General features: G+C 67.6%; 23 protein-coding genes. 20 read left to right on the forward strand and 3 right to left on the reverse strand.

Annotated features, from left to right (window positions below; all coding sequences use genetic code 11):
- Window positions 1-38 precede the first annotated feature (38 nt).
- The 3 genes from J3476_RS24450 to J3476_RS24460 all read left to right on the forward strand — a co-directional run bounded on the left by J3476_RS24450 (window position 39) and on the right by J3476_RS24460 (window position 3704).
- Complete coding sequence (locus tag J3476_RS24450) at window positions 39-737, forward strand: inositol monophosphatase family protein (protein WP_207069003.1); 699 nt, start codon at window positions 39-41, stop codon at window positions 735-737.
- A 249-nt stretch (window positions 738-986) separates the two neighbouring features.
- Window positions 987-2384 (forward strand): acyl-CoA dehydrogenase family protein, encoded by a 1398-nt coding sequence (locus tag J3476_RS24455; protein WP_207068903.1) that lies wholly within the window; start codon window positions 987-989, stop codon window positions 2382-2384.
- Window positions 2385-2492: 108 nt separating this feature from the next.
- On the forward strand, window positions 2493-3704 hold the full coding sequence (locus J3476_RS24460; protein ID WP_207068904.1) for an acyl-CoA dehydrogenase family protein: 1212 nt from the start codon (window positions 2493-2495) through the stop codon (window positions 3702-3704).
- A gap of 8 nt (window positions 3705-3712) precedes the next feature.
- Here the strand turns inward: J3476_RS24460 and J3476_RS24465 are convergent, their stop codons facing one another.
- Both J3476_RS24465 and J3476_RS24470 read right to left on the reverse strand, forming a co-directional pair.
- Window positions 3713-4714, reverse strand: a complete 1002-nt coding sequence (locus J3476_RS24465) for an MDR family oxidoreductase (RefSeq protein ID WP_207068905.1) — start codon at window positions 4712-4714, stop codon at window positions 3713-3715.
- A gap of 71 nt (window positions 4715-4785) precedes the next feature.
- On the reverse strand, window positions 4786-5760 hold the full coding sequence (locus J3476_RS24470) for an esterase family protein (RefSeq protein WP_163673712.1): 975 nt from the start codon (window positions 5758-5760) through the stop codon (window positions 4786-4788).
- Window positions 5761-6095: 335 nt separating this feature from the next.
- Here J3476_RS24470 and J3476_RS24475 point away from each other — a divergent pair, with 335 nt between their 5' ends.
- The 11 genes from J3476_RS24475 to J3476_RS24525 all read left to right on the forward strand — a co-directional run bounded on the left by J3476_RS24475 (window position 6096) and on the right by J3476_RS24525 (window position 16014).
- On the forward strand, window positions 6096-6659 hold the full coding sequence (locus tag J3476_RS24475) for a TetR/AcrR family transcriptional regulator (RefSeq protein WP_207068906.1): 564 nt from the start codon (window positions 6096-6098) through the stop codon (window positions 6657-6659).
- A 36-nt stretch (window positions 6660-6695) separates the two neighbouring features.
- Complete coding sequence (locus J3476_RS24480) at window positions 6696-7859, forward strand: acyl-CoA dehydrogenase (RefSeq protein ID WP_207068907.1); 1164 nt, start codon at window positions 6696-6698, stop codon at window positions 7857-7859.
- 33 nt (window positions 7860-7892) lie between these two features.
- Complete coding sequence (locus tag J3476_RS24485; protein ID WP_207068908.1) at window positions 7893-8282, forward strand: nitroreductase/quinone reductase family protein; 390 nt, start codon at window positions 7893-7895, stop codon at window positions 8280-8282.
- Between the two features lie 71 nt (window positions 8283-8353).
- Window positions 8354-9472, forward strand: a complete 1119-nt coding sequence (locus J3476_RS24490; RefSeq protein ID WP_207068909.1) for a homogentisate 1,2-dioxygenase — start codon at window positions 8354-8356, stop codon at window positions 9470-9472.
- The gene (locus tag J3476_RS24495; RefSeq protein WP_207068910.1) at window positions 9469-10677 is read left to right on the forward strand and encodes an alpha/beta fold hydrolase; all 1209 of its coding nucleotides are present in this window, start codon (window positions 9469-9471) and stop codon (window positions 10675-10677) included. The genes J3476_RS24490 and J3476_RS24495 overlap by 4 nt, the downstream gene beginning before the upstream one ends.
- Window positions 10678-10682: 5 nt before the next feature.
- Window positions 10683-11891: a CaiB/BaiF CoA-transferase family protein gene (locus tag J3476_RS24500; protein WP_207069004.1), complete on the forward strand. Its 1209-nt coding sequence runs from the start codon at window positions 10683-10685 to the stop codon at window positions 11889-11891.
- Entirely contained in the window at window positions 11888-12802 is a 915-nt protein-coding gene (locus tag J3476_RS24505; RefSeq protein ID WP_207068911.1) for a hydroxymethylglutaryl-CoA lyase, read from the forward strand. The genes J3476_RS24500 and J3476_RS24505 overlap by 4 nt, the downstream gene beginning before the upstream one ends.
- Before the next feature lie 5 nt (window positions 12803-12807).
- Window positions 12808-13422, forward strand: a complete 615-nt coding sequence (locus J3476_RS24510) for a TetR/AcrR family transcriptional regulator (protein ID WP_207068912.1) — start codon at window positions 12808-12810, stop codon at window positions 13420-13422.
- A gap of 41 nt (window positions 13423-13463) precedes the next feature.
- A complete protein-coding gene (locus tag J3476_RS24515; RefSeq protein ID WP_207068913.1) occupies window positions 13464-14708 on the forward strand; it encodes an acyl-CoA dehydrogenase family protein in 1245 nt (414 codons plus the stop codon).
- Entirely contained in the window at window positions 14705-15673 is a 969-nt protein-coding gene (locus tag J3476_RS24520; protein WP_286183659.1) for a phosphotransferase family protein, read from the forward strand. The genes J3476_RS24515 and J3476_RS24520 overlap by 4 nt, the downstream gene beginning before the upstream one ends.
- A complete protein-coding gene (locus tag J3476_RS24525; RefSeq protein ID WP_207068914.1) occupies window positions 15670-16014 on the forward strand; it encodes a DUF6285 domain-containing protein in 345 nt (114 codons plus the stop codon). Before J3476_RS24520 ends, J3476_RS24525 begins: the two co-directional genes overlap by 4 nt.
- Before the next feature lie 5 nt (window positions 16015-16019).
- Here J3476_RS24525 and J3476_RS24530 read toward each other — a convergent pair whose 3' ends face one another.
- Complete coding sequence (locus J3476_RS24530) at window positions 16020-16649, reverse strand: class I SAM-dependent methyltransferase (protein WP_207068915.1); 630 nt, start codon at window positions 16647-16649, stop codon at window positions 16020-16022.
- 43 nt (window positions 16650-16692) lie between these two features.
- Here J3476_RS24530 and J3476_RS24535 point away from each other — a divergent pair, with 43 nt between their 5' ends.
- The 6 genes from J3476_RS24535 (at window position 16693) to nuoD (ending at window position 20844) form a co-directional block, all read left to right on the forward strand.
- Window positions 16693-17091 carry a DUF4440 domain-containing protein gene (locus J3476_RS24535; RefSeq protein ID WP_207068916.1) on the forward strand — a complete coding sequence of 133 codons (399 nt, stop codon included), beginning with the start codon at window positions 16693-16695 and terminating at the stop codon, window positions 17089-17091.
- 80 nt (window positions 17092-17171) lie between these two features.
- On the forward strand, window positions 17172-17585 hold the full coding sequence (locus J3476_RS24540) for a response regulator transcription factor (RefSeq protein ID WP_207068917.1): 414 nt from the start codon (window positions 17172-17174) through the stop codon (window positions 17583-17585).
- Window positions 17586-17886: 301 nt separating this feature from the next.
- Window positions 17887-18288 (forward strand): NADH-quinone oxidoreductase subunit A, encoded by a 402-nt coding sequence (locus J3476_RS24545; RefSeq protein ID WP_152516344.1) that lies wholly within the window; start codon window positions 17887-17889, stop codon window positions 18286-18288.
- Entirely contained in the window at window positions 18279-18833 is a 555-nt protein-coding gene (locus tag J3476_RS24550) for an NADH-quinone oxidoreductase subunit B family protein (RefSeq protein WP_152516343.1), read from the forward strand. The genes J3476_RS24545 and J3476_RS24550 overlap by 10 nt, the downstream gene beginning before the upstream one ends.
- A complete protein-coding gene (locus tag J3476_RS24555; RefSeq protein WP_207068918.1) occupies window positions 18830-19516 on the forward strand; it encodes an NADH-quinone oxidoreductase subunit C in 687 nt (228 codons plus the stop codon). Before J3476_RS24550 ends, J3476_RS24555 begins: the two co-directional genes overlap by 4 nt.
- Window positions 19516-20844, forward strand: a complete 1329-nt coding sequence (gene nuoD / locus J3476_RS24560; RefSeq protein ID WP_207068919.1) for an NADH dehydrogenase (quinone) subunit D — start codon at window positions 19516-19518, stop codon at window positions 20842-20844. Before J3476_RS24555 ends, nuoD begins: the two co-directional genes overlap by 1 nt.
- Window positions 20845-20897 lie beyond the last annotated feature (53 nt).

Genomic DNA, 20897 nt, shown 5'->3' on the forward strand with positions numbered 1-20897 from the left:
AGACCTCCCCGACCCCCGAGAGCTCCGCGCCTGATGACCTGACGCTCGCTCTCGAGCTGGCCGCCGAGGCCGACGCGTTGACGATGCAGCGATTCGGCGCGGTGGACCTGCGCGTGCAGACCAAACCGGACATGACGCCGGCGACCGACGCCGACCTGGACGCCGAGAAGCTGCTCCGCGCCCGGCTCGCCGAGCTCCGGCCGGACGACTCGGTGTTCGGTGAGGAGTTCGGCGGCACCCGCGAGTTCCGCGNNTGGGCGACGCTGATCGCGCTGCTCGTCGACGGCGTGCCGGCGGTCGGTGTCATCAGCGCCCCGGCCCTGGGGCGGCGCTGGTGGGCCGCCGAAGGTCGGGGCGCGTTCGCCTCATTCGGCGACTCGACGCGGCGGCTGTCGGTGTCGGAGGTCACCTCTCTCGACGCGGCGAGCCTGTCCTACTCGGACCTGACCACCGGGTGGGAGGACGCCCGCTCACGGTTCGTCGAGCTCACCGACGCAGTGTGGCGCGTCCGCGGCTACGGGGATTTCTGGTCGTACTGCCTGGTCGCCGAGGGCGCGGTGGACGTCGCGGTGGAGCCGGAGGTCAAGCTGTGGGATCTCGCGCCGCTCGACATCCTGGTCCGCGAGGCCGGGGGCGCGTTCACGGATCTGGCGGGACGGCCTGGCCCGCACGGCGGAAGCGCGGTGGCCACCAACGGTGCCTTGCACGAGGCGGTGCTGGCGGCGTTGACGCGCTGACGGCGACGGACCGGCGGCAGCGCGGGCCCGGTAATCGCGGGGTCGGTGGCGGCGACGGGCGGTTCCCGTTCGGGGTCGTGCGCCGGCCGTTCCGGGACCCCCTTCGCACACGGGCAGCCCAGGAGCGAGATTCACTGTGAGGTGCATTACACCTGCACGCAACTTACTGGACGGTCAGATCGCGTACCTTACTCTGGAGTCAGTTGCGCAGACCGCGCAGCGCGGACCACCACACGAGGGCAGCTGACCATGACGAACACCCTCCCGTCCAAGCGGACCGGCGCCGAGAGCGCCGTGGGCCTGCAGAAGCACAAGCGCTCCGCCACCGACATCGGGTTGGCCCTGATCACTCCGCTGCTGGGGCAGGAGTTCCTGGACAAGTACAACCTGCGCGATCCACTCAACCGCGGCCTCCGGTACGGAGTGCGAACCGTGTTCTCCGCGGCCGGCGCGTCGACGCGGCAGTTCAAACGCGTTCAGGGTCTGGCAAAGCCGCCGACCCGGCTCGGCGCACCGCGGCCCGCGAGCGGTTCCGACTATTTCGACCTGACACCCGACGACGACCAGAAGATGATCGTCGAGACGGTCAACGAGTTCGCCGAGGAGATCCTGCGGCCCGCCGCTCACGACGCCGACGAGGCGGCGGTCTACCCGCCCGACCTCATCGCGAAAGCCGCCGAGCTCGGCATCACGGCCATCAACGTCCCCGAGGACTTCGAGGGAATCGCCGAACACCGCAGCACGGTCACCAACGCGCTGGTCGCCGAAGCCCTCGCTTACGGCGACATGGGTCTGGCACTGCCGATCCTGGCGCCCGGCGGCGTCGCGTCCGCGCTGACGCACTGGGGCAGCGCCGACCAGCAGGCCACCTATCTGCGGGAGTTCGCCGGCGAGAACGTGCCGCAGGCGTGTGTCGCGATCGCCGAGCCGCATCCCCTGTTCGACCCGACCGCGCTGAAGACCACGGCGGTGCGCACCCCCAGCGGTTACCGCCTCGACGGGGAGAAGTCGCTGGTCCCCGCGGCCGCCGACGCCGAGATCTTCATCGTCGCCGCACAGCTCAACGGCAAGCCGACGCTGTTCATCGTCGAGGCCGACACCGACGGGCTCACCGTGCAGGCCGATCCGAGCATGGGTATCCGGGCGGCCGCGCTCGGTCGCGTCAAGCTCGAGAAGGTCATGGTTCCGCTGAGCGCGCGCCTCGGCGAGGACGACGCCGGCGCCGACGACTCCGCGCGGATCTATTCGGAGGCGATCGCGCTGTCCCGGCTGGGCTGGGCGGCGCTGGCCGTCGGCACCTCGCACGCCGTGCTCGACTACGTCGTCCCCTACGTCAAGGAGCGGGAAGCCTTCGGCGAGCCGATCGCGCACCGCCAGTCGGTCGCGTTCATGTGCGCCAACATCGCGATCGAACTCGACGGGCTGCGGCTCATCACCTGGCGCGGCGCCGCCCGCGCCGAACAGGGCCTGTCGTTCGCCCGCGAGGCTGCGCTGGCCAAGAAGCTCGGCAGCGACAAGGGCATGCAGATCGGCCTCGACGGGGTGCAGCTACTCGGTGGCCACGGCTACACCAAGGAACATCCGGTCGAGCGCTGGTACCGCGACCTGCGGGCCATCGGCGTCGCCGAAGGCGTCCTCGTTCTGTGACACCGGTGTTTGGCGCCGGCGTTCTCCGGCGTTCTCCGGCGTTCTCCGACAATGGCATCCATCAACAACGGCGTTCTTCAACCCCGGCAGTCCGTAAGGAGACCTGATATGGCAATCAATCTCGAGATGCCGAAAAAGCTGCAGGCGGTCATCGAAAAGGGCCACCAGGGCGCGGCGGAGATGCTGCGGCCGATCTCGCGCAAGTACGACCTCAAAGAGCATGCCTACCCCGTCGAACTCGACACGCTGGCGGACCTGTTCGAAGGCATCTCCGAGGCCAAGACCATCTCGTTCGCCGGCACCGATGCATTCCGTGACGCAGACGGGCCGAAGGGCAACATCAACGGCGCCAACATGTCGGCGTTGCTCAATGCGCTCGAAGTGAGTTGGGGCGACGTGGCGTTGCTGCTGTCGGTGCCCCGCCAGGGGCTTGGCAACGCGGCGATCTCGTCGGTGGCGACCCCCGAACAGCTGGAGAAGCTCGGCAAGGACGTGTGGGCGGCGATGGCGATCACCGAGCCGGGTTTCGGCTCGGACTCGGCCGCGGTGAGCACCACCGCTGTTGTCGACGGCGACGACTACGTCATCAACGGCGAGAAGATCTACGTCACCGCAGGTTCTCGGGCCAGCCACATCGTGGTGTGGGCGACGCTGGACAAGACCAAGGGCCGGGCCGCGATCAAATCGTTCATCGTGCCGCGCGACTACCCCGGCGTCACCGTCGAGCGACTCGAGAACAAGCTCGGCATCAAGGCTTCCGACACCGCGGCCATCCGATTCGAGGATGTGCGCATACCGAAAGACAACCTGCTGGGCAGCCCCGACATCAATGTCGAGAAGGGCTTCGCCGGCGTCATGGAGACCTTCGACAACACCCGCCCGATCGTCGCCGCGATGGCCGTCGGCGTGGCGCGTGCCGCGCTGGAGGAGCTCCGCAAGATCCTCACCGACGCCGGCATCGAAATCTCCTACGACAAGCCGGCCCACGCCCAGAGCGCGCCGGCGGCGGAATTCCTGCGGATGGAGGCCGACTGGGAGGCCGGCTACCTGTTGACGGTGCGTTCGGCGTGGCAGGCCGACAACAAGATCCCGAACTCGAAGGAAGCCTCCATGGGCAAGGCCAAGGCCGCGCGCGTGGGCAGTGACATCACCCTGAAGGCCGTCGAGATGGCCGGCACCACAGGGTATTCCGAGCAGGCGCTACTCGAGAAGTGGGCCCGAGATTCGAAGATCCTCGACATCTTCGAAGGCACCCAGCAGATTCAGCAGCTGGTGGTCGCCCGCCGGCTGCTCAACCTGACCTCGGCGCAGCTGAAGTAGTCTGCGCGCTAGCCCAACTCGCCCTTGACGATGACGCGGGTGCGGCCGGTGACGCTGCCCCCGATGAAGGTCGAGAGCACATCGGGAAGATCACGGATCGAGATGTCCGTGGTGAGCCGGTCGAGATGGCGGGGCTTGAGCTCACCCTCGAGCTGGCCCCACACCTGCCTGCGCGCGGCCATCGGCAACTGCACCGAGTCGATGCCGGCGAGCGTCACTCCGCGCAGGATGAACGGCATGACCGTCGTCGGCAGGTCGGCCGAACGCGCCAGACCCGAGATCGCCGCCACGCCGCCGTAATTGAGCGTGCTCAGCGCGTAAGCCAGGGTGTCACCGCCGACGCTGTCCACCACCCCGGCCCATCGGGACTTGCCCAGCGGGCGGACCTTCTCCCCCTCCCCGGGCAGCCTCCCGATCACCTCAGTGGCGCCCAGCTCCATCAGCCAGTCATGGGAATCGGTCTTGCCGGTCGAGGCCACCACCTCGTAGCCGAGTCCGGCCAACAGGTCCACGCTGACGCTGCCCACCCCGCCGGTGGCGCCGGTGACCAGCACCGGACCGTCGGCAGGTGAGACACCCCCGGTGCGCAGCGCGTTGACGCTCATCGCAGCAGTGAATCCGGCAGTACCGATGGCCGCGGCCTCCCCGGTGCTCAGCGCATCGAGGCGCACCACGTGATCGCCGGGCAGCCGGGCCTTCTCGGCGTAGCCGCCGTGCCGGGCGGTGCCGATGTCGTAGCCGTGAGCGACGATCCGGTCTCCCACCGCGAAGTCCGGCGAGGAACTCGCGCTCACCGTTCCCGCCAGGTCGATGCCGGGGATCAGCGGATAAGACCGTGCCACGCCGCCCTTGGGCGTGACCGCCAGGGCGTCCTTGTAGTTGACCGACGAGTACTCCACCGCGATCTCGACGTCACCGTCGGGCAGGAAGGATTCGTCGAGCACCTCCCCGCGCAGCACGATGCCGCCCTCGGCATCCTCATGGGCCACCATCGCGTTGAATTCCGCCATGACGGCCACAGTAGCCCCGCACGAAAGAAGCCCCCGGCCGTGGGGCCGAGGGCTTCTGTTCGTCGTGGGGATCAGAGCAGATGAGCCTGCAGGTCCGGCTTCATGGCCTGCAGCTCCGCTCCCCAGTACGCCCAGTTGTGGGTGCCACTGTTCGGGAAGTTGAACACGCCGTTGTTGCCGCCCGCCGCGATGTAGTTGTCGCGGAAGGTCTCATTCGTGCGGATCGTCAGTCCCTCGAGGAACGTGGCGGGCAGGTCGCCGCCGCCGAGCTCGTTGGGCTGGCCGTTGCCGCAGTACACCCAGATGCGGGTGTTGTTGGCGACCAGCCGCGGGATCTGCACCATCGGGTCGTTGTACTGCCAGGCCGGATCGGTCTCGGCCGGACCCCACATGTCGTCGGAGCTGTAGCCGCCGGCGTCACCCATCGAGATGTTGATCAGGAAAGGCCACCAGCCCTCGGACGGGTTCAGGAAGCCCGACATCGAGCCGGCGTAGGTGAACTGGTCCGGGTGGTGGGCAGCGAGCACCAGAGCGGAGCTGCCTGCCATCGACAGACCGACCGCGGCGGTACCGGTGGGCTTGACCTCCCGGTTTGCCTGCAGCCAGCCGGGCAGCTCCTGGGTCAGGAACGTCTCCCAGTTGTAGGTCAGGCAGCCGTTGTTGCCGCAGGCCGGCTTGTACCAGTTCGAGTAGAAGCTGGACTGCCCGCCCACCGGCATCACGACCGAGATTCCGGAGTCGAGGTACCACTCGAACGCCTGGGTGTTGATGTCCCAACCGTTGAAGTCGTCCTGCGCGCGGAGGCCGTCGAGCAGGTAGAGCGCGGGCGAGTTCGGGCCGCCGCTCTGGAACTGCACCTTGATGTCGCGCCCCATCGAGGGCGACGGCACCATCAGGTACTCCACCGGCAGACCCGGCCGGGAGAACGCCCCGGCGGTGGCCGAACCGCCGACCACGCCGACCAAGCCGGGCAGCAGGGCCGCGGCCATGGCCGCCACACCGAGCCGGCGCGCCCAGCGCCCAGCAATCCTGTCAAGAAGTCTCATACCGTCAATCCATCCATCTTCCGGTACCGCCTGGAGCGGGTTGTCCTGGGATCCCGACCTGGTCGCCGACGGTACAGCAATGGGTTCACCGCGCCGTCTGACCACTCCGAATCTGCCGAATAGCGTGCGGAGGGGTCGAGAATCTTCAGTTGTCGCGATTGCAGTAAAACATGAGAATTGGACGGGATAAAGCCCGGCCACGCCCAACGCTGCAATTCTGACGCATGAAGCCAATTTGACGACCGGGCAAATGGACCGGTCGAAAGGCTGCCAGGTGGCGGACTGACGAAACGGTGACCACAGTTCGGCCCTCGCGCGTTCAGTAGGCTCCGCTGATGGCGAGCAGCCCCTCCAACTCCGGCAGATTGTCCGTCGACGACTGGATTCAGGCGGGTTTCTCCATTCTGGCCGAGGACGGTCTCGAGGCGCTCAAGATCGACCGGTTGTGCGCCCGATTGGGGGTCACGAAGGGCAGCTTTTATTGGCATTTCAAAGACATGGCCAGTTATCGCACCGCTGTCGTGCATGCGTGGGCCGAGCTTCGCGATCGGGATCGCAGCGATTTCGGCGCGCTGGCCGATCTGGCCCCCCGCGAGCGGTTGAGCAGGATGATGGCCTCGCTGACCGGACTGCGGCAATGGAACCTCGAACGGGCCATGCGCGAATGGGCCCGGACCGACCGGGCGGCTGCCGACAGCGTCCATGCCGCTGACCAGCGGGTACTGATGGCGGTGCGACAAGCCTTTGTCGACGCCGGCTTCTCCGCGGCGGACGCCGACCTGCGGGCCAACGCGACGTTCGCAGCCGGCATCGGGTTTCTGCACATCTTCGCCGCCCCGCCCGACGAGCGGCTCACAGATCAACGGCAGCGTTTTCTGGACCTGATGCTCACACAATGACGCTTTCCATACCAAACAGTATGGTACGTTCTGCGCATGCTCTCGTCGGTCGCCTGCGCTGCGTTCACGCCGGATTTCGTCACCCGCCTGGCCGAACGGGCCGCTGAAGGCGAGCGGCTTCGGCGACTACCGCCCGACACGGTGTCCGACCCCGCTGTCGCCGCCTTCGTCGAGCTGTTGGTTCCCGCGCGCTACGGGGGCACCCAAGCGCCGTTTCGGGAGATCCTGCAACCCGTCCGCCAGATGGCACACGGGTGCGCCTCGAGCGCATGGACCATCGGGTTCTACGCCCTGCACAACTGGATGCTGGCGCTGTTCAGTGAGCAGGCGCAGGCGGAAGCCTTCGCGACCCGGCCCTTCCTCGCACCCGCCCCGCTGGCCCCGACTGGTCACGGCACCGCGTGCGACGGCGGCATGCGGTTGACGGGGCGGTGGTCGTGGGCGACGGGTGTGATGGACGGCAACTGGATCATGGTGGGCGTGCTGCGCGAGAACCGCGACGGCATCCGGCCTGTCCTGGCGCTCCTGCCGATGGCCCACGCGCGGATCGAGGATGTCTGGCACACCGACGGCATGCGCGCGACGGGCTCCAACGACGTCGTGATCGACGACGCCTTCGTCCCCGAGCACCGCATCGTCTCGGTGGCCGACATCTACTCCGGCGCGGCCCCCGGGGCCGCGGTGCACGACTGCCCGACCTACCGCTGGCCCATGGTGCCGGCGCTGGCCCTGCTGGCCGCGATGCCCGCACTGGGCAGCGCCGAGCGCGCGACCGAGATCTATGCCGAACGCCTCGCCGAGCGCTTCCTGGCTTATGAGGGCGTCATGCAGAAGGACAAACCGATCGCCACCGCCCACCTGGGGCATGCGCAGGTGCGGCTGCGGGCGTTGCGCGCACTGGTCGCCGACACCGTCGCGCGGATCGACGAGCTCGTCGACGCGGACGAGCCGGTCGCACGTGAGGTGCGTGGCCAGGCCAGGCTCGCCGCGGCCCACGTGGTCCACGAGTCACGGTCGGTGATCGCCGACCTCCTCGGGGCATCCGGGGCGAGTGCTCATTTCCTGGACAATCCGCTGCAGCGCATCAAACGCGATGTCGACGTGATCGCCGGGCATGTGGTGTTCGACTACGACACCAGCCGAGAGCTCGCAGGAGCGCTGACAATAGGGGTGCCGATTGCGCGTACGGCGATGGTCTGAACACCAGCCGACCCGACCAGGAAGGGGCCCACCATGGCCGACACCGTCCGGGACCGCATCACCCGGTTCTTCCAGAAGAACGTCGCGAATCAGGTGATGAGACGAATGCCGTTCCAGACCCTGCTCGAGACGACGGGGCGCAAATCCGGTGAGCCGCGCAGGACACCGGTGGGTGGGCGGCGCGTCGACGACTCGTTCTGGTTCGTCTCCGAATTCGGCGAGAGATCGCACTACGTGCGCAACATCATGGCCGACCCCCGGGTGCGGGTGCGGGTCAACGGACGCTGGCACCGTGGCACGGCGCACCTGCTCCCCGACGACGACACCGAGGCGCGACTGCGTGAGCTGCCGCAGTTCAACAGCATCGGGGTGCGCACCTTCGGGACCAACCACCTCACCGTCCGCGTGGACCTCGTGGACTGAGGAGACGACAACGCCATTGACCCGCAGAAAAAACAAAAGTAATTTCATTTTTACTTTGATGGAGGAGGGTCATGGAATCGTTCGTTCACCTGCGCAAGGGGAAGACACCGCGGCGCCTGCACGCCGACCTCGACGGTCTCAAGGACGACGAACTGGGTCGCGGCGGCTTCACGGGGCGCACCGCCAACCTGTATCGCCGCCACGATCCGACCGCCTACCGCACCGTCGGACCGCTGCGGCCACTCGACGTGCTGTCCAGTGAACTGAAGCCCTCCGACGCCACCGACGCGCACGGCGCCCCCCTGCTGATGTTCTCCAACGCCGACTGTCAGGTGCTGCTGTCGCGGCGCTCCGAAGCGATGCCCTTCTTCGTCCGCCACATCGACGGCGACCTGCTGGCTTTCGTCCACGAGGGCACCGGTCGCCTCGAGACGGAGTTCGGCCCGCTGCACTACCGCAAGGGCGACTGGATCTACCTGCCCAAGGCGTGCACCTGGCGTCAGGTTCCCGCCGAACCCTCGACATGGCTGATGATCCAGGCGACCGACGAGTTCCGGGTGCCGCCCCCCGGAAACCTCGGACGCCACTTCCCGTTCGATCCGTCCCAGGTGGTCATCCCCGAGCCCCGACCCTGCGAGGACGGAGACGGACCGCACGTCGAGGGCGAATACGAAGTCCGTTTGAGGCACTCTCCCGTCGACGGCGTCGACACGACGACGCTGTACTACCAGCACCATCCCCTCGACGTCGAAGGATGGCGCGGCGACAACTTCGCGTTCACGTTCAACATCGACGACTACAACGTCGTGACCTCCGACAGCGTGCACCTGCCGCCGACGGTGCACCTGTTCATGCAGGCCACCGGGGTTTATGTGATGAACTTTCTGCCCAAACCCGCCGAAGGTGTGCCCGGCACCGAGCGCACTCCGTGGTATCACCGCAACGTGGATTTCGACGAGATCGCGTTCTTCCACGGCGGCTCGCTCTACGGCATCCCGATGCCACCGGGACTGGTGTCCCACGCGCCGCAGGGCGTCCACCACGGCGCCCCGGAGAAGGCGCGGGAACGGGCGCGCCGCAAGTTCGACGAGTTCCACTCCGTGGATTGGCAGGTGATCGCCATCGACACCCGTCGCCGCCTGATCCCGTCAGCGGAGATCCTGGCCAACGACCTGGGGCAGCACGCATGAGCGCCCCCACCACCGAGCGTCCCGCTCCGGCCAGACACGATTACGACCGGATCCCGTATCTGGTTGCCTATCAGAACAACTCAGCAGTACGAGACGTCTACGGCGGTATCGCCGAGCTGGTGGTGCTGGAGAGCTATCTGCTCAAACCCCGGCACCGCGCGTCGGACACCGTGCTGGTGTTCATGCACCCGATCGGAGGCGGCGCGTACCTGCCCATGATCAATGCGCTCGCCCGCGCCGGGCACCACGTCATCTACTGCAACAGCCGGTTCCGGGGCACCGACTCCGCGTTGCTGATGGAGAAAGTGGTCGAAGACCTCGGCGAATGCATCCGAGACGCCAAAGAACGCCTGGGCTACACCAAGGTCGTTCTGGCGGGCTGGAGCGGCGGCGGCTCGCTGTCGGCGTTCTACCAGCAGCAGGCGCAGCGGCCGACCGTCACGGCCAGCCCGTCGGGTGACGGCCCTGACCTGACTCAACTCGGTCTGACCCCCGCCGACGGGATCATGCTGCTCGCGGCGCACATCAGCAGACACGGAACCATGACCGAGTGGTTGGATGCGTCGATCCTCGACGAGTCCGATCCCACCAGACGTGACCCGGAGCTGGACCTCTACGACCCGGCCAACCCCAACCAGCCGCCCTACACGGCGGAGTTCCTGGAGCGCTACCGCTCCGCCCAGATCGCACGCAACCGGCGGATCACCGGCTGGGTCAAGGACAAACTGGCCGAGCTGCGGACGGCCGGTCGTCCGCAGGACGAGTTCGCGTTCGTGGTGCACGGCACGATGGCCGATCCCCGCTGGCTGGATCCGCTGGTCGATCCCAACGAACGCACACCGGGAACCTGCTATCTGGGTGATCCTCGAGTGGTGAACATGAGTCCGGTCGGCCTCGCCAGATTCTGCACGCTGCGCAGCTGGCTCTCGCAGTGGAGCTACGACGACGCACACGGCGACGCCGTCAAGTGCGGCCCGGACATCGCGGTTCCGGCGCTGGTGATCGGCAACCTCGCCGACGACGCCTGTACACCCAGCCATACCCGCCGGATCTTCGAGGCGATCGGCCACGCCGACAAGGAGATGTTCGAGATCCCCGGCGCCAACCACTATTACGCCGGCGCCGACCAGCGCGACAAGCTGCGCCAAGCGGTCGGGATCGTCACCGACTGGCTCGTGCGGCACCAGTTCGCGAGGCCGCAGTGAGCGCAATGTCGCCGCCGGCCGGTCCGCTCGATGGGATCAGGGTCCTCGAGGTCGGCACCCTGATCTCCGGACCGTTCGCCGGCCGCCTGCTCGGCGACATGGGCGCCGAGGTCATCAAGATCGAGCCACCGGGGGCGCCGGATCCGCTGCGCACCTGGGGTCAGGCCGAACTGGACGGTCATCACTTCTTCTGGACGGTGCACGCGCGCAACAAGAAGGCGGTCACGCTCGACCTCCGGGTGCCCCGTGGCCGGGACCTGTTCCTCGAGCTGGTCGAGAAATCCGACATCGTCGTCGAGAACTTCCGCCCGGGAACGCTCGAAAAATGGGGCCTGGGTTACGACGTGCTGCGCGAACGCAACCGCGGCATCATCCTGGTCCGGGTATCCGGATACGGCCAGACCGGACCCGACGCGCAGAAGGCCGGCTACGCCTCGGTCGCCGAGGCGGCCAGCGGCTTGCGTCACATGAACGGCTTCCCCGGCGGGCCGCCGCCACGGCTGGCGCTGTCGCTCGGCGACAGCCTCGCCGGAATGTTCGCCGCGCAGGGCGCTTTGGCGGCGCTGTACCGGCGCACGGTGACCGGCGACGGGCAGGTGGTCGACGCGGCGCTGACCGAAGCATGCCTGGCCGTGCAGGAATCGACCATCCCCGACTACGACGTCGGCGGCGTCGTGCGGGGGCCGTCCGGTACTCGGCTGGAAGGTATCGCGCCGTCGAACATCTACCCCACCGCCGACGGCAGCTGGGTGGTCATCGCCGCCAACCAGGACACCGTCTTCCGCCGCCTGTGCCAGGCAATGGGACAACCCGAGCTGGCCGCCGACAAGCGGTTCGCCGATCACGGTGCGCGCGGGCGCAACCAGGACGAACTGGACAAGATCATCGGCGCCTGGGCCGGCTGCCGGGAGCCGGGTGACATCATCGCCACGCTGTCTCAGGCCGGCGTGATCGCCGGACCGATCAACACCGTCGCCGAAGTGGTCGAAGATCCCCAACTGCTGGCTCGCGGCATGATCGCCGACCACTGGGACGAACGCATCGGTCGAAACGTCAAGGGCCCCGGCGTCATACCGGTGTTGACCGAGACGCCCGGCACGATCCGCCGAGCCGGCTCAGCTCATCCCGGCCAGCACAACGACGAGATCTTCGGTGATCTGCTCGGCCACACCGAGGCCGAGTTGCACCAGCTGCGAACGGAGGGCGTGCTGTGAGTCAACGCGCGGAGTTACCCGTCCACGTCGACATCCGCGATGTGTCCCTGCGGGACGGCCTGCAGATCGAGCGGCCCATCCCGCTGGCCGCCAAACTGGAACTGCTCGCCGCGGTGGCGGCCACCGGGGTGCGGGAGATGGAGGCGACGGCGTTCGTCTCCCCGTCGAAGGTGCCCGCTCTGGCGGATGCCGCCGAGCTCGCCGCCGAGCTGCCACAGTTCCCCGACATCGAATTCTCCGCGCTGGTGGCCAGCCCCAACGGGGCCAAACGAGCGATCGCGGCCGGGTTGCGCTCCATCGAGTACGTCGTCTCCGCGGCCGACGGACACAGCCGCGCCAACGTCGGTCGCTCATCGGCGGAGGCGACCGCGCAGATCCCTGAGATCGTCGCGATCGCCCACGACAGCGATGTCGCCGTCGAGGTCATCATCGCGACCGCCTGGGACTGCCCCTTCGACGGACCGACACCCCCTCAACGGGTACTCGACGTCATCTCTGCGGCGGTCGACGCCGGCGCCGACCGCCTGGCGATCGCCGACACCATCGGCACGGCCACTCCCCGCCGGGTCGCCGACTTGATCGACACGCTGCGCCCGCGCATCGCCGAGGTCCCCCTGGGCGCACACTTCCACAACACCCGCGGCGCCGGCCTGGCCAGCGCGTACGCCGCCGTCAGCGCCGGTGTCACCCGGCTCGACGCCTCGATCGGCGGCCTCGGCGGATGCCCGTTCGCGCCGGGGGCCAGCGGCAACATCGCCACCGAAGACCTCGCATACCTGTTGCGTGACAGCGGCGTTCACGTCGACGTGGACATCGACGCAGCGATCACAGCCGCCCAGGTAGCGCGGCGGGCGGTCGGCCACGAACTGCCGAGCGCCTTGCTGCGAGCCGGCGACCGGATCCTGGACTGAGCACGGTGCCCGATCCGGGGAACCTCAGCGCGAAGGGACGCCAGACCCGGGAGGCGATCGCGCAGGCGGCCCGCACACTGTTCGCCGAGCGTGGCTTTCACGGGACCACTCTCGGCGACATCACCTCGGCGGCCGGCAAATCGCCGGCGGTGTTCTACCGGTACTTCACCGACAAGGAGGATCTGCTCGCCGCGCTGGCCGAGTCATTCCTGCACGACGTCGTCACACCGTCGGGGTTGCGCCTCGCGTTGCCCACCTCAGCCGACGACGACGCGTTCTTCACCACGGTGGTGTCGGGATACTGGACGATGTTCACAGAGAACATCGGCATCATGATCGCCGTGGCGCAGCTCGCAGCCACGCAGTCGCGTTTCGCCGAGGTACAGAACGAGTTCCGCCGATTCGGAATGGACATCATCGCGGCTTCGGTGCGACGCGCCCAGGAGCAGGGCTACGGAGGCGAGTTGAATCCGGAGTGGACCGCCGCGGCGATCGCCCTGCTGTTCGAGAACTTCACGACCGTCGTCGCCGGCAACTCGGAGCTGGGGCTGGACATCGACGACGAGAACGCCATCGCGACGCTGTCGCGCATCTGGAAGAAAACACTGTACGGGTGTTGAACTGCAAGGGCATCGCACTCTAAGAACAACGAGGAGTCAACGTGGATTTCAGCCTTCCGGACCATCTCCCCGGCGTACTCGCCGACATGGACGAGTTCATCGAGGTGGAGATCAAACCGCTCGAGCGTGAGCACATCCAGTACTTCGACCACCGCCGCGAGCACGCCCGCACCGATTGGGACAACGGCGGGGTTCCCCGGCGGGAGTGGGAGGAGCTGCTCGGCGAGATGCGCCGCCGTGCCGACGCTGCCGGCTGGCTACGCTACGGACTCCCGTCGCAATTCGGTGGGCGCGACGGCAGCAACATCGACATGGCGATCATCCGCGAGCACCTGGCCCACAAGGGCCTCGGGCTGCACAACGACCTGCAGGACGAGTCCTCGATCGTCGGCAACTTTCCCCAGGTCATCATGATGGACCGGTTCGGCACCGACGCGCAGAGGAAGGAGTGGACCGAAGCGCTGATCACCGGTGAGCGCTCGATGGCGTTCGGCCTGACCGAGCCGAACCACGGCTCGGATGCCACGTGGCTGGAGACCCGCGCCGAGCGCGACGGCGACGGGTGGATCATCAACGGCACCAAGCGGTTCAACACCGGCGTCCACCGAGCCACCCATGACCTGGTGTTCGCGCGCACCTCGGGCGAGCCCGGTCAGGCCCGGGGCATCACCGCCTTTCTGGTACCGACCGACGCCCCGGGCTTCTCGGTGCCCTATTACTGGTGGACGTTCAACATGCCCACCGACCACGGCGAGGTCGAACTCGACAACGTCCGGGTCCCCGCCGACGCGGTTCTCGGCGAACTCGACCGCGGCCTCGAGGTCGGTCAGACGTTTCTGCACGAGAACAGGATCCGGCAGGCCGCCAGCAGCCTGGGAGCGGCCCAGTACTGCATCGACCGCGCCGTCGCCTACGCCGGTGAACGCTCGGTCTTCGGCAAGCCGTTGGCGGTCAACCAGGCCGTGCAGTGGCCGCTGGTCGAACTACAGACCGAGGCGCAGATGGTGCGGCTGCTCGTCTACTACGCCGCCAGCCACCTCGACGCGAACCATCACATGGAAGTGTCGGACAAGGTGTCGATGGCGAACTACCGGGCCAACCGCCTCGTGTGTGAAGCCGCCGACCGGGCCATGCAGGTGTTCGGCGGGGTGGGCTACAGCCGCCACGAACCGTTCGAGCACATCTATCGCCACCACCGCCGCTATCGGATCACCGAGGGCGCCGAGGAGATCCAGATTCGCCGGGTGGCGCAGCGGCTCTTCGGGTTCGGGCGAGCAGCCAGGTGAGCCACGACCTGGCCGCAAGCCTGCAACAAGTCCTCGCGCCTGCGCTCGGCGAGGTCGAGGTCTCAGATCTGCAGCGGCTCACCGGTGGCGCGAGCCGAACGACGTGGGCGTTCTCGACCAGCTCCGCCGACGCCCCCGCTCTCATCCTGCGGACCGGCCCACCCGACGACATGCACGCCTCGATGGAACTGGAAGCCGCAGTCCAGCAGCGCGCCGCCGCAGCCGGCGCTCCGGTTCCGCGCATCCTGGCCGCCGACAATTCTGCTGCCGCGCTGGGCAACCCGTATCTGATCTGTGCAGCCGTCTCCGGGGAGACGATCGTGCGCCGCATCTACCGCGGCCTCGACGACGTCCGCCGCGCACGACTGCTGCGGCAGTGCGCGCAGGCGCTGGCCGCCGTTCACCGCGCGGACTTCGACGGCATCGGGCTGAGCCGTGTCGATGAACTCACCGACTGGCGTCAACGACTCGACGAGATGGGCGACACGACCGCGACGTTCGAATGGACGTTCCGAGAGCTCGAGAAGAGCCGGCCCGCCCCCTCGCCGACGAGGTTGGTGCACGGAGACTTCCGGATGGGCAACCTCATCGTCGACGATTCGGGTCTTGCGGCGGTGCTGGATTGGGAGCTGACGCACCTCGGCGAGGTGTACGAAGATCTGGCCTGGTTCTGCGTGCGGGCGTGGCGCTTCGGTGCGCCCTCGTCCCTCGGCGCCGGCGGGCTCGGCGGCGTCGAGACGTTCCTGGTGTCCTACGAAGAAGCCGCCGGCACCGCGGTGGACCGGGACACGTTCCGGTGGTGGCTGGCAGTGGCCACGTTGCGCTGGGGTGTGATCTGCCGCTACCAGGCCGAGCGGCACCTGTCCGGACAGACGAAGTCGGTGGAGCTCGCCGCGATCGGCCGACGGGTCAGCGAGACCGAATGGGACCTTCTCGACCTGCTGACCGGAGGGGGTCCGCGATGAGCGCGTCGCTGTCGGGGCGACCCACCGCCGCGGAGCTGGTCGGCGCCGTCGCCGACTTTCTCGATGCCGAGGTACGCGACGCCTGCTCGGGGTCGGTGGGTTTCCACGTCCGGGTGGCGGTGAACGTGCTGCGCACGGTGCAGCGTGAGCTGAGCGGCGAGAACGCCGGACCGGTGCGTGATGCGCTGGCAGAACTGGGCTTCACCGACGAGGCGGCGCTGGCCGATGCGATCCGCGCGGGGCGGATGGACGACCGGGGCGACGAGGTTGTCGCCGTCTTGCAGCTGCTGGTTCGCCACCGCCTGTCGTTCGACCACCCCGGCTACGCCGACGCGGACTGACCCGATCACAGGCGCCGGATGCGGGCCAGCCACGCCGGTTCGTCCACCGTGCTGCCGAGGGGCAGATCGAGCATCTCGGCATGAAGGTCGGTTACGACGCCGCGGTAGCTGGTCGTGCTGAGCTCCTCGACCACCCAGCCGTCACGGAACGCGTCGCGGATCGTCGCTTCCGCCACCTGGGGACCGAACCCGCGCCCGGCGTCGGACAGAGCCAGAAGGTGCACGACCGACCCCGGTCGGGTCGCCGCCTGCAGGCTCGTGACGTAGCGCGCTCGGTCGGCGTCGTCGAACACGTGGAACAACGCCGAGTCGATGATGGTGTCGTAGGTGGGCTCGGCGCCGAGGTTCAACGCGTCGGCCACGTCGAAGCGCGCCGCCACGCCCTTTGCTGCGGCGTTGCGTCTGGCTTGGTCCACCGCGGTGGGGGCGCCGTCGAGGCCGACGACGTCATGTCCGGCGCCGGCCAGCAGGATGGTGTGCTCGCCGGTTCCGCATCCGATGTCGAGCACCCGCCCGCCGATCTGCCCGGCGTCGGCGAGCGCGACGACGGCGGGTTGGGGCTCGCCGATCACCCACGGTGGTGTCCGGTGCTTGTAGAACTCGTCGAATCGGGACAATGTGGGGCTCTGATCCATGCCTGCCAGTGTTCAACCTGAACGGGAGTTGAGGTCAAGCGTCATGTCAACCACCGGTGAACCCGCCGTCCTAGGACTCGCCGAGCAGCTGTTCGGCGCCATCGAACGCAGCGACGTCGCCGCGGTGACGCAGCTGTTCGGTACCGATGTGCGGGTGTGGAAGAGCGGTGACCGTCGGGACAACGACCGCGACCGCTCGCTGCGGATCATCAGCTGGTTCATCGACAGCACCGTCGAGCGGCGCTATCAGATCCTCGACCGCCAGCTGTTCCCCGGCGGCTTCGTCCAGCAGCACATCCTGCACGCCACCACCCACCGCGGCGGCGTCCTCGCGATGCGGGTGTGCATCGTCATCAAGATCGACGCAGATGGTCTGATCAGCCGCATCGACGAGTATTTCGATCCGGCCGAGCTTGCGCCGCTGGTACGGGATTCAGCCTGAGGACGCCCCGCCGGGCGGGCACGGCGGTCAGGCAGCCGTTTCGGCAGACGCCGTGCTCACCCGCGGCTACCATCACGCGCATGGCAGTGCCGTCCCGCGGGCCCTCCGGGCCGCCGCTGCGGATTCTGGTCTACAGCGACAACCCGCGAATCCGGGAGCAGGTTCGCCTCGCACTCGGCAAACGCATACACCCTGAACTGCCTGAGCTGACCTATCTCGACGTCGCCACCGGCCCGATGGTGGTTCGGCACATGGACGCCGGCGGCATCGACCTCGCCATCCTGGACGGGGAGGCCACCCCGGTCGGCGGCATGGGCATCGCCAAGCAACTCAAGGACGAGCTTGCCGACTGCCCGCCCGTGCTGGTGCTGACGGGCCGGCCCGACGACGCCTGGCTGGCCCGGTGGTCGCGCGCAGAAGCAGCCGTCCCGCACCCCATCGACCCGATCCGGTTGGGTGACGCGGTGGCGGCGCTTCTGCGGACCGCGGCCTGACCGCAAACCGCGACTCGACCGCGCGTGGAACAGGCAACCCAGCCGCGCGCAGACAGAGGTGCGCCCGGGCGTGGAACATGCGGCCCAGCCGGGCGTCGAACACGCCGCCCAGCCGCGCCGAATTCGGGACCTGCCCGCGCGCTGAACATGAAAGTGACTGGCCCACTTACCTATTCGAGGCAAGGAGGCATCGCCGGAGGGCGCCAATAGCGATACTAACCAAAATGAGTGGCAGGCATCCGAAACAGGGCTACGCTGTGGGCTAGCTCACATCGACAGCCCCGAGGAGCGCCTGCGCAGTATGAGCCTGTACACGCCGATACTGGTGCTTGGTGCGATAGCCGCTGTCTTCGCCGTGGGGTCGGTAGGCATTGCCCTGCTCATCGGACCCAAGCGGTACAACCGCGCGAAGCTCGAGGCTTACGAGTGCGGCATCGAGCCGATGGCCACGTCCTCGCCTGCGGCGGCCGGGCAACTGCGGAGCGGCGCCGGCGGAGCGACCCAGCAGAAGATGCCGATCAAGTACTACCTGACCGCGATGTTGTTCATCATTTTCGACATCGAGATCGTGTTCCTCTACCCGTGGGCGGTGGCGTTCGACGATCTGGGCGCCTTCGGCGTCGTCGCGGTGGGCCTGTTTCTGTTCAACGTCTCGGTGGCGTACGCCTACGAGTGGCGGCGCGGAGGGCTGGTATGGGACTAGAGGAACAACTGCCCGGCGGCATCCTGCTGTCGACCGTGGAGAAGGTCGCCGGATACGTGCGCAAAGGGTCGCTGTGGCCGGCGACGTTCGGCCTGGCTTGCTGCGCAATCGAGATGATGGCCACCGCCGGGCCGCGCTTCGACATCTCCCGGTTCGGCATGGAACGCTTCTCGGCGACGCCGAGGCAGGCCGATCTGATGATCGTGGCCGGGCGGGTCAGCCAGAAGATGGCGCCGGTGCTGCGCCAGATCTACGACCAGATGGCCGAGCCCAAATGGGTGCTGGCCATGGGGGTCTGCGCATCCTCGGGTGGGATGTTCAACAACTACGCGGTCGTCCAGGGCGTCGACCATGTGGTTCCGGTCGACATCTACCTTCCCGGGTGCCCACCGCGGCCGGAGATGCTGCTGCACGCCATTCTGAAACTCCACGACAAGATCCAGCAGATGCCGCTGGGCGTCAATCGCGAGGAGGCGATCCGGGAAGCCGAGCAGGCCGCGCTGGCGATACCGCCGACCATCGAGCTGAAGGGGCTGCTCAGGTGAGCGGCGAGGACAGCGGTGAAACCCGGCCGGAGGTCATCGGCGTGCGCCGCGGCATGTTCGGGGCCCGAGGAAGCGGCGACACGTCGGGTTATGGACGTCTGGTGCGACCGGTGGCCCTGCCCGGCGGCTCACCGCGTCCCTACGGGGGCTACTTCGACGACGTCGTCGACACACTGGGCGCTGCGCTGGAGGCGACGGTGCCGCTCTCCGATGCCGTCGAGCGGGTGGTGGTCCACCGCGACCAGCTGACTTTGGAGATCCGCCGCGAGCACCTCGTCACGGTGGCCCAGCAGCTTCGCGACCATCCCGATCTGCGATTCGAGCTGTGCCTGGGTGTCAGCGGTGTGCACTACCCCGACGACGAGGGACGTGAGCTGCACGCCGTCTACCCGTTGCGCTCCATCACGCACAACCGCCGGATCTGCCTCGAGGTGACGGCACCCGACTCCGACCCGCACATCCCGTCGCTGTACGGGGTGTATCCGACCACCGACTGGCACGAACGCGAAACCTATGACTTCTTCGGCGTCATCTTCGACGGCCATCCCTCTTTGACGCGCATCGAGATGCCCGACGACTGGGTGGGACACCCCCAACGCAAGGACTACCCGCTGGGCGGCATACCGGTGGAGTACCACGGAGCCGAGATTCCTCCGCCCGACGAGCGGAGGGCTTACAACTGATGACCACATCGAAGAACCCACCCGAGCGGGTGGTCGTCGTCGGCGGTCAAGATTGGGATCAGGTCGTCACCGCGGCGAGGCAGAACGCCGGGGAGCACGCCGGCGAGCGTCTGGTCGTGAACATGGGCCCCCAGCATCCGTCCACACACGGCGTGCTGCGCCTGATCCTGGAGATCGAGGGCGAGACGATCGTCGAGGCACGTTGCGGGATCGGGTATCTGCACACCGGCATCGAGAAGAACCTGGAGTACCGCACCTGGACGCAGGGCGTGACGTTCGTGACCCGAATGGACTATCTGTCACCGTTTTTCAACGAGACCGCCTACTGCCTGGGGGTGGAGGCGCTGCTGGGCATCACCGACGCGATCCCGGAGCGCGCTTCGGTGATCCGCGTGATGTTGATGGAGCTCAACCGGATCTCCAGCCACCTGGTGGCACTGGCCACCGGCGGCATGGAGTTGGGGGCCATGACCGCGATGTTCCTCGGGTTCCGCGAACGCGAGCTCGTCCTGTCGATCTTCGAGACGATCACCGGGCTGCGGATGAACCACGCCTACATCCGTCCCGGTGGGGTGGCAGTCGATCTTCCGGTCGAGGCGCTGCCGCAGCTGCACGAACTGATGGACCTGCTGCCCAGACGCCTGCGCGATCTCGAGGACCTACTCAACGAGAACTACATCTGGAAGGCCCGTACCCAGGGTGTCGGCTACCTCGACCTGACCGGCTGCATGGCGCTGGGGGTGACCGGCCCGGTGCTGCGATCCACCGGACTGCCCCACGACCTGCGTAAGTCACAACCCTATTGTGGTTACGAGACATACGATTTCGACGTCATCACCGATGACCGCTGCGACGCCTACGGGCGGTACCTGATCCGGGTCAAGGAGATGCGCGAGTCGTTACGCATCGTCGAGCAGTGCATTCAGCGACTCGAACAGAGCAGCGGTGCACCCGTGATGATCACCGACAAGAAGCTCGCGTGGCCCGCCGACCTCAAACTCGGACCGGACGGGTTGGGCAACTCCGCCGAGCACATCGCCAAGATCATGGGTCACTCGATGGAGGGGCTGATCCACCATTTCAAGATCGTCACCGAGGGAATACGGGTGCCGGCGGGTCAGGTCTACGTCGCGGTGGAATCGCCGCGCGGGGAACTCGGTGTCCACATGGTTTCCGATGGCGGCACCCGACCGTACCGGGTGCACTACCGGGATCCCTCGTTCACCAATCTCCAGGCGGTGGCGGCGATGTGCGAGGGCGGACTCGTTGCCGACGCGATTTCGGCGGTGGCGTCGATCGACCCGGTTATGGGCGGGGTGGACAGGTGATGAGCGCTTGCGCCGCGACGAGCCCTCGGGCGAGGAGCCAACGATGAAGAACA

The organism is Mycobacterium sp. PO1, from assembly GCF_017312405.1.
GTDB lineage: Bacteria > Actinomycetota > Actinomycetes > Mycobacteriales > Mycobacteriaceae > Mycobacterium.

Coding starts and splice junctions, on each gene's coding strand:
- J3476_RS24550 (WP_152516343.1), top strand. CDS start 18,279: ATGGGACTAGAGGAACAACTGCCCGGCGGCATCCTGCTGTCGACCGTG.
- J3476_RS24475 (WP_207068906.1), top strand. CDS start 6,096: ATGGCGAGCAGCCCCTCCAACTCCGGCAGATTGTCCGTCGACGACTGG.
- J3476_RS24470 (WP_163673712.1), bottom strand. CDS start 5,760: ATGAGACTTCTTGACAGGATTGCTGGGCGCTGGGCGCGCCGGCTCGGT.
- J3476_RS24460 (WP_207068904.1), top strand. CDS start 2,493: ATGGCAATCAATCTCGAGATGCCGAAAAAGCTGCAGGCGGTCATCGAA.
- J3476_RS24500 (WP_207069004.1), top strand. CDS start 10,683: ATGTCGCCGCCGGCCGGTCCGCTCGATGGGATCAGGGTCCTCGAGGTC.
- J3476_RS24540 (WP_207068917.1), top strand. CDS start 17,172: ATGGCAGTGCCGTCCCGCGGGCCCTCCGGGCCGCCGCTGCGGATTCTG.
- J3476_RS24495 (WP_207068910.1), top strand. CDS start 9,469: ATGAGCGCCCCCACCACCGAGCGTCCCGCTCCGGCCAGACACGATTAC.
- J3476_RS24480 (WP_207068907.1), top strand. CDS start 6,696: ATGCTCTCGTCGGTCGCCTGCGCTGCGTTCACGCCGGATTTCGTCACC.
- J3476_RS24485 (WP_207068908.1), top strand. CDS start 7,893: ATGGCCGACACCGTCCGGGACCGCATCACCCGGTTCTTCCAGAAGAAC.
- J3476_RS24455 (WP_207068903.1), top strand. CDS start 987: ATGACGAACACCCTCCCGTCCAAGCGGACCGGCGCCGAGAGCGCCGTG.
- J3476_RS24525 (WP_207068914.1), top strand. CDS start 15,670: ATGAGCGCGTCGCTGTCGGGGCGACCCACCGCCGCGGAGCTGGTCGGC.
- J3476_RS24535 (WP_207068916.1), top strand. CDS start 16,693: ATGTCAACCACCGGTGAACCCGCCGTCCTAGGACTCGCCGAGCAGCTG.
- J3476_RS24490 (WP_207068909.1), top strand. CDS start 8,354: ATGGAATCGTTCGTTCACCTGCGCAAGGGGAAGACACCGCGGCGCCTG.
- nuoD (WP_207068919.1), top strand. CDS start 19,516: ATGACCACATCGAAGAACCCACCCGAGCGGGTGGTCGTCGTCGGCGGT.
- J3476_RS24465 (WP_207068905.1), bottom strand. CDS start 4,714: ATGGCGGAATTCAACGCGATGGTGGCCCATGAGGATGCCGAGGGCGGC.
- J3476_RS24545 (WP_152516344.1), top strand. CDS start 17,887: ATGAGCCTGTACACGCCGATACTGGTGCTTGGTGCGATAGCCGCTGTC.
- J3476_RS24530 (WP_207068915.1), bottom strand. CDS start 16,649: ATGGATCAGAGCCCCACATTGTCCCGATTCGACGAGTTCTACAAGCAC.